Below are 5,994 nucleotides of genomic sequence, written 5' to 3'. Positions count from 1 at the left end.
GGGCCCAATGCGGCGGCCCAGGTCTCCGACGCCCTCGCCTCCGCCCGCCAGATGCGCGAGGAGGCCCAGTTCGAGTCCGCCGCCCAGTCCCTGAAGCAGGCCCTGCAGTCCATGCCCGAGCTGGCCGAGCTGTCGAAAAACGTCATCGTCGACAAGACCCCCGAGGGCCTGCGCATCCAGCTGGTGGACCAGGAGGGCCGCTCGCTCTTCCCCGTGGGCTCGGCGGTTCCCAACGACCGGGGCCGGCTCCTCATGCGGGCCATCACCCGCACGCTGAACCAGCTGCCCAACCGGATCTCGATCTCCGGCCACACCTCGGCCGACTGGCGCGGCGGCGAGCTGGACAGCGACTGGGCCCTGTCGTCCGGCCGGGCCGACGCTGCGCGGCGGATCCTCCAGGCCTCGGGCGTCTCGCCGGACCGAGTCTACCAGGTCGCCGGCAAGGCGAACTCCGAGCCGCTCTATCCCGACGATCCCAGCCTGCCCGGCAACCGGCGCATCGCCATCGTCCTGTTGCGCGAGGCCCCGGTCCTGCCGCCCGAACCGGCCTTCTGACCCGGCGTCAGGTCTTGCGCCCGGCGGGGTGTTCAGGGTCTAGTCTTGCGCGTGACGCAGCATTTCCCCACCCGCCAGCTCCGGTTCTACCTGACCGCCCCGGCCCCCTGCCCCTACCTCCCCGACCGGCTGGAGCGGAAGGTGTTCGCCCACCTGCCCCTGCTGGAGGGGCCGGTGGTGAACGACGCCCTCACCCAGAGCGGGTTCCGGCGCTCCCAGCACATCGCCTACCGGCCGGCCTGCGAGACCTGCGCGGCCTGCATCTCGGTGCGCATCCCGGCGGCGGACTACGCCTTCTCGCGCTCGGACCGGAAGACCCTCAACCGCAACGCCGACCTGAAGCGCGGCCTGGTGGAGGCCGAGGCGACGATGGAGCAGTTCAGCCTGCTGCGCCGCTATCTCGGCGCCCGCCACGCCGGCGGCGGCATGACCGACATGGGCTGGGCCGACTTCGTCGCCATGGTCGAGGACACCCCGGTGCGCAGCCACCTGATGGAGTATCGCCTGCCCTCGGAGGACGGCGCGCCGGGCGAGCTGGCGGGCTGCGTGCTCGTCGACCTGCTCGGCGACGGCCTGTCGATGGTCTATTCCTTCTATGATCCGGACCTGCCCCGGCGCAGCCTGGGGCGGTTCATGATCCTCGACCACCTGACCCAGGCCCAGCTGACCGGCATGCCCTATGTCTATCTGGGCTACTGGGTGAAGGGATCGGGCAAGATGGACTACAAGGCCCGCTTCCAGCCTCTGGAGGCCCTGGGGCCGCAGGGCTGGCGCCTGATGGCGCCCCGGGACCTCGACGCGCCGGACGCCTGATGTCATCCACAGGCGGCCCACAGGGTCTGGCCGGCCATCCCCGGCCCCGGCGGAGCGGACCGTCGACCCGCGGCCCCGAACGGGGCTAGCACCCGTCTGCATGACCCAGGCCCTGCTGGATTTCTGGAACCCCCTGTTCGAGGCCCGGGGCGTCTTCATCGAGGGCGCCGGCAATGCCGACGCCCGTCGGCGGCTGGCGGCCTGGCCGGACTGGCCGGGGGGCGTCCTGGTCCTCGCCGGGCCGGAGGGCTGTGGCAAGAGCCGCCTGGCCGAGGCCTGGGCCGCGCACGCCGGCGCCCTGCGGCTGGATCCTCTTCGCCCCGACATCGCCGCGGCGCGGAGCGGCCCCGTGCTCCTGGAAGACGTCGACCGGGGGTTCTGCGCAGAGGGCCTGTTCCACCTCCTCAACCTGGCCCCCGCCGGCCGCGGCGTGCTGATGACCGCCCGGACGCGCCCCGCCGCCTGGCCCGCCGGCCTGCCCGACCTGCGCTCGCGCCTCAACGCCCTCGATGTCGCGCTGATCGAGGCCGTCGACGACGAGATCCTCCTGGGGGTGATCGAGGCCTTCCTGCGGGCCCGGGGGATCCGCCCGCCCGCCGACCTGGCCCCCTACCTGGTCCGCCGGATCGACCGCTCGGTGCCCGCGGCCCGCGACATGGTGGAGCGTCTGCACGAGGCCTCCGCCGGCGACCTGCGCCCGGTGACCCGCGCCCTGGCCCGGGAACTCCTGGATGACACGGCGGAAAACCTTGACCTTTTCGAAGCCTGACGTGGAGCTGTCACGGACTTGGCCCATCCCCGGCGGAGTGGTACCGATCCGCCCGGAGAGCCCCGCCAGATGATCCCCGCCGAACGCGACAAGGCCGCCGCCCGCAAGCCCAGCACGCCGCTGAAGGCTGACCTGATGCGATCGCCCGGGCGGTTCTTCAACCGCGAGCTCTCCTGGCTGGCGTTCAACAGGCGGGTCCTCGCCGAGAGCCGGAATCCCCGGCACCCGCTGCTGGAGCGCCTGAGGTTCCTGTCGATCTCGGCGAACAACCTCGACGAGTTCTACATGGTCCGGGTCGCCGGCCTGAAGGCGCAGGTCCGCGAGGGCGTGCGCTCCCTCAGCCAGGACGGCCTGACCCCGGCCGAGCAGCTGGAACGGATCAACGCCCAGGCGGCGGCCCTCATGGCCGACCAGCAGGCCCAGTGGCGTGACCTCTCCGCGGAGCTTTCCGCCCAGGGGCTGAGCGTCGTCGGCGCCGGGGCCCTGACCCCCGGGGACCGCGAGGCCCTCGAACTGGCCTTCCAGGACCGGCTCTTTCCCATACTGACGCCCCTCGCCATCGATCCGGCCCACCCGTTTCCCTTCATCCCGAACCTGGCCTTTTCCCTGGTCTTCAAGCTGAGGCTCAAGGCCGAGCGGCGCTCGCTCTATGCCCTCGTCCCGATCCCCGCCCAGGTCGCCCGGTTCTGGGAACTGCCGATCCAGCCCGGGCCCCGCCGCCGGCCGGAGCGGCGCTTCGTTTCCCTGGAAAGCCTCGTGGCCCTCTTCGTGGACCGGCTGTTTCCCGGCTCGAGGGTCGAGGCCCGGGGCGTCTTCCGCCTGATCCGCGACTCCGACGTCGAGATCGAGGAGGAGGCCGAGGATCTCGTCCGCGAGTTTGAGGAGCGTCTCAAGCAGCGCCGGCTGGGCTCGGTGGTCCGGGTGGAGATCGAGGCCGACATGCCCCGGGACCTCCAGGACTTCATCTGCTCCAACCTGCACGCCCGTCGCGACGACATTGTTCGGGTCGAGGGGCTGCTGGGGCTCGACGAGCTGTCCCAGCTGATCCCGCCGAACCGGCCGGAGCTGAAGTTCCGCGCCTTCGAGCCGCGGTTCCCGGAACGGATCCGGGATCACGCCGGCGACTGCTTCGCCGCGATCCGCGAGAAGGACATCCTGGTCCATCACCCCTTCGAGAGCTTCGACGTGGTGGTCCAGTTCCTGCGCCAGGCCGCCCGGGACCCCCACGTCCTGGCGATCAAGCAGACCCTCTACCGGACCTCCCAGGACAGCCCCATCGTCGCCGCCCTGATCGAGGCGGCGGAGAATGGCAAGAACGTCACCGCCCTGGTGGAGATCAAGGCCCGGTTCGACGAAGAGGCCAACCTGAAGTGGGCCAGGGACCTGGAGCGCGCGGGGGTCCACGTCGTCTTCGGCTTCGTCGAGTACAAGACCCACGCCAAGATCTCGATGGTGGTCCGCCGGGAGGGCGACCAGTTGCGCACCTACTGCCACTTCGGCACGGGCAACTACCACCCCCAGACGGCCCGGGTTTACACCGACCTGTCGCTCTTCACCTCCGACCCGGCCCTCGGGCGCGACTCGGTCAGGCTGTTCAACTACGTGACGGGGTACGCCCGGCCCCAGCGCATGGAGAAGCTGTCCTTCTCGCCCCTCACCATGAAGGCGGACCTGCTGCGCATGATCGCCGGCGAGGCGGACCGCGCTCGCGCAGGCGGACCCGCCGCCATCTGGGCCAAGCTGAACTCCCTGGTCGACCCCGAGATCATCGACGCCCTCTACGAGGCCAGCCAGGCCGGCGTGGACATCCAGCTGGTGATCCGCGGAATCTGCTGCCTTCGCCCCGGCGTCCCTGGCCTGTCCGAGAACATCCGGGTCAAGTCGATCGTCGGCCGGTTCCTCGAGCACTCGCGGATCGTCGCCTTCGCCAACGGGTCCGAGATGCCCTCCCCTAACGCCCGGTTGTTCATCTCTTCGGCGGACTGGATGCCCCGGAACCTCGATCGGCGGGTGGAAGCCCTGACCCCGGTGGAGAACCCCACCGTCCACGAGCAGGTCCTGCAGCAGATTCTGCTCGCCAACATCCGCGACGAGGCGCAGAGTTGGACGCTCGACGCCTCCGGCGAGTACGCCCGGGATCAGGCCTGGGATCACCCCGGGGCCTTTTCTTCCCACGAGTATTTCATGACCAATCCCAGCCTGTCCGGCAGAGGACAAAGGGTGAAGGACCTTCCTGGCGCTATCGATCATGTGGCGACTCGCACCTAACCGATCCCCAGCCGTCGAAGGACCCGAGCCTGCCGAGACCCGGCACGCGGCGGTCATCGACATCGGCTCGAACTCGATCCGCCTGGTGGTCTACAGGCTGGAGGGGCGGACGATCTGGACCGCCTACAACGAGAAGGCCCTCGCTGGCCTCGGGCGTGATCTCCAGACGACGGGCCGGCTCTCACCAGAGGGGGTTGAGACCGCCATGGCGGTCCTCAGGCGTTTCCGGGTGCTGCTTCAGGGGTGGTCCAGCCGGGAGACCTTTGTCGTCGCGACCGCAGCCGTCCGCGAGGCGCGGGACAGCCGGACCTTCCTGAGGGCGGTGGAGGACGAGACCGGGATCTCGGTCCGTGTCCTGTCCGGCGAAGAAGAGGCGCGCTACAGCGCCCTCGGGGTCCTGGCCGGCCAGTCGGACGCCCATGGGGTTGCGGGAGATCTCGGCGGCTTCAGTCTCGAGCTTGTCCGCCTCGACGGCCCTGGTCAGGGTGTAAGCCTGCCGCTCGGACCTCTTGCCCTCGGCGCGCCCCGGCCCATGGACGCCGAGAGGGTGCGGCGTTCCGTGGCCCGCGCTCTACGTCCCCATGCGGAAAGGCTTTCCAGCCGGGAGTTTCATGCGGTCGGCGGCGCCTGGCGCAATCTCGCTCTCCTGCACATGGAGCTGGAGAGCTATCCGCTCCACATCGCCCACCAGTACGAGATCCAGCGGATGGACCTGCTGGACATGTGCCGGTTCGTGGCCCGTCAGTCGCGCTCCTCCCTCGAGGGCATACGCGGACTGTCGCGCAAGCGGTTCGACACCCTGCCCTACGCCGCCGTGGTCCTGTCTGAAGTGGTTCAGGCGCTGGAGGTCCAGCGTGTGGTGATCTCGGCCTTCGGCATTCGAGAGGGACTTCTGCTCGAGTCCATGCCGGAGACCATCCGTGAACAGGACCCCCTCATCGCAGGCTGCGAGGCCCTTGTCGCCCAGCGCGGTCTCACGCCCGGACTGGGACCCGCCATGGAGGATTTCCTGAGGCCGGTTTTCGCGAACCTGGCGCCCGCCTTCGGCGCCCGGGACCCGATTCTCCTGTCAGCGGCCTGCCGTCTCGCGGACCTCGGCGCGCGATTGCATCCTGATCACAGGGCGAACCTCGCCTTTGACAAGGCCCTCAGGGCTCCGATCGCCGGGATGAGTCACCCCGAACGGGCCTTCCTGGCGTGCACGGTGTTCTCACGCCATGATTCCAGCGCCGCGACTCCGGAGCCGGAGATGGTCGCCCGCCTTCTCACACCCGAGCGCCGCGCGAGAGCCCGGGCGCTCGGCGCCGCCATCCGGCTTGGCTGCGATCTCGCCGGGCGTAACGTGGAGGTGCTCCGGCACGCGCGGCTGAACCTGGACGGGGATCGGCTTCGTGTCTTCACCGACCCCGGATGGGAAGACATGCTCCTGGGCGAGCAGGCGGCCAAGCGTGCTCTGACGCTCGCACAAACCCTGAAGACTCGGTTGCAGATGGGATGATACGCACGTGCTCCAGGTCCTGATGTCCGAGGCCTCCTATCTTCGTATCCGGGAGCGCATCGCTCCCCTGTCTCCCCGCCTGGACATCGTG

5 protein-coding genes are annotated in these 5,994 nt (G+C 69.9%); all 5 read left to right on the top strand.

Annotated features, from left to right (window positions below; translation table 11 throughout):
* The coding region (locus INE98_RS10780; RefSeq protein ID WP_293538851.1) for an OmpA family protein at positions 1-555 on the top strand (555 nt) is incomplete at its 5' end.
* A 51-nt stretch (positions 556-606) separates the two neighbouring features.
* Entirely contained in the window at positions 607-1,368 is a 762-nt protein-coding gene (locus tag INE98_RS10775; RefSeq protein WP_293538849.1) for an arginyltransferase, read from the top strand.
* A 100-nt stretch (positions 1,369-1,468) separates the two neighbouring features.
* Positions 1,469-2,137, top strand: coding sequence for a chromosomal replication initiator DnaA (locus tag INE98_RS10770; RefSeq protein ID WP_293538847.1), 669 nt, complete (start codon positions 1,469-1,471; stop codon positions 2,135-2,137).
* Between the two features lie 69 nt (positions 2,138-2,206).
* On the top strand, positions 2,207-4,405 hold the full coding sequence (locus INE98_RS10765) for an RNA degradosome polyphosphate kinase (RefSeq protein WP_293538845.1): 2,199 nt from the start codon (positions 2,207-2,209) through the stop codon (positions 4,403-4,405).
* The gene (locus INE98_RS10760) at positions 4,386-5,903 is read left to right on the top strand and encodes a Ppx/GppA phosphatase family protein (protein WP_293538844.1); all 1,518 of its coding nucleotides are present in this window, start codon (positions 4,386-4,388) and stop codon (positions 5,901-5,903) included. Before INE98_RS10765 ends, INE98_RS10760 begins: the two co-directional genes overlap by 20 nt.
* Positions 5,904-5,994 lie beyond the last annotated feature (91 nt).

The sequence above is a fragment of the Phenylobacterium sp. genome, from assembly GCF_020253645.1.
GTDB lineage: Bacteria > Pseudomonadota > Alphaproteobacteria > Caulobacterales > Caulobacteraceae > Phenylobacterium.
The sequence above is the reverse complement of the archived record's forward strand: the minus strand, read 5'-3'. Positions and strand labels throughout refer to the sequence as shown.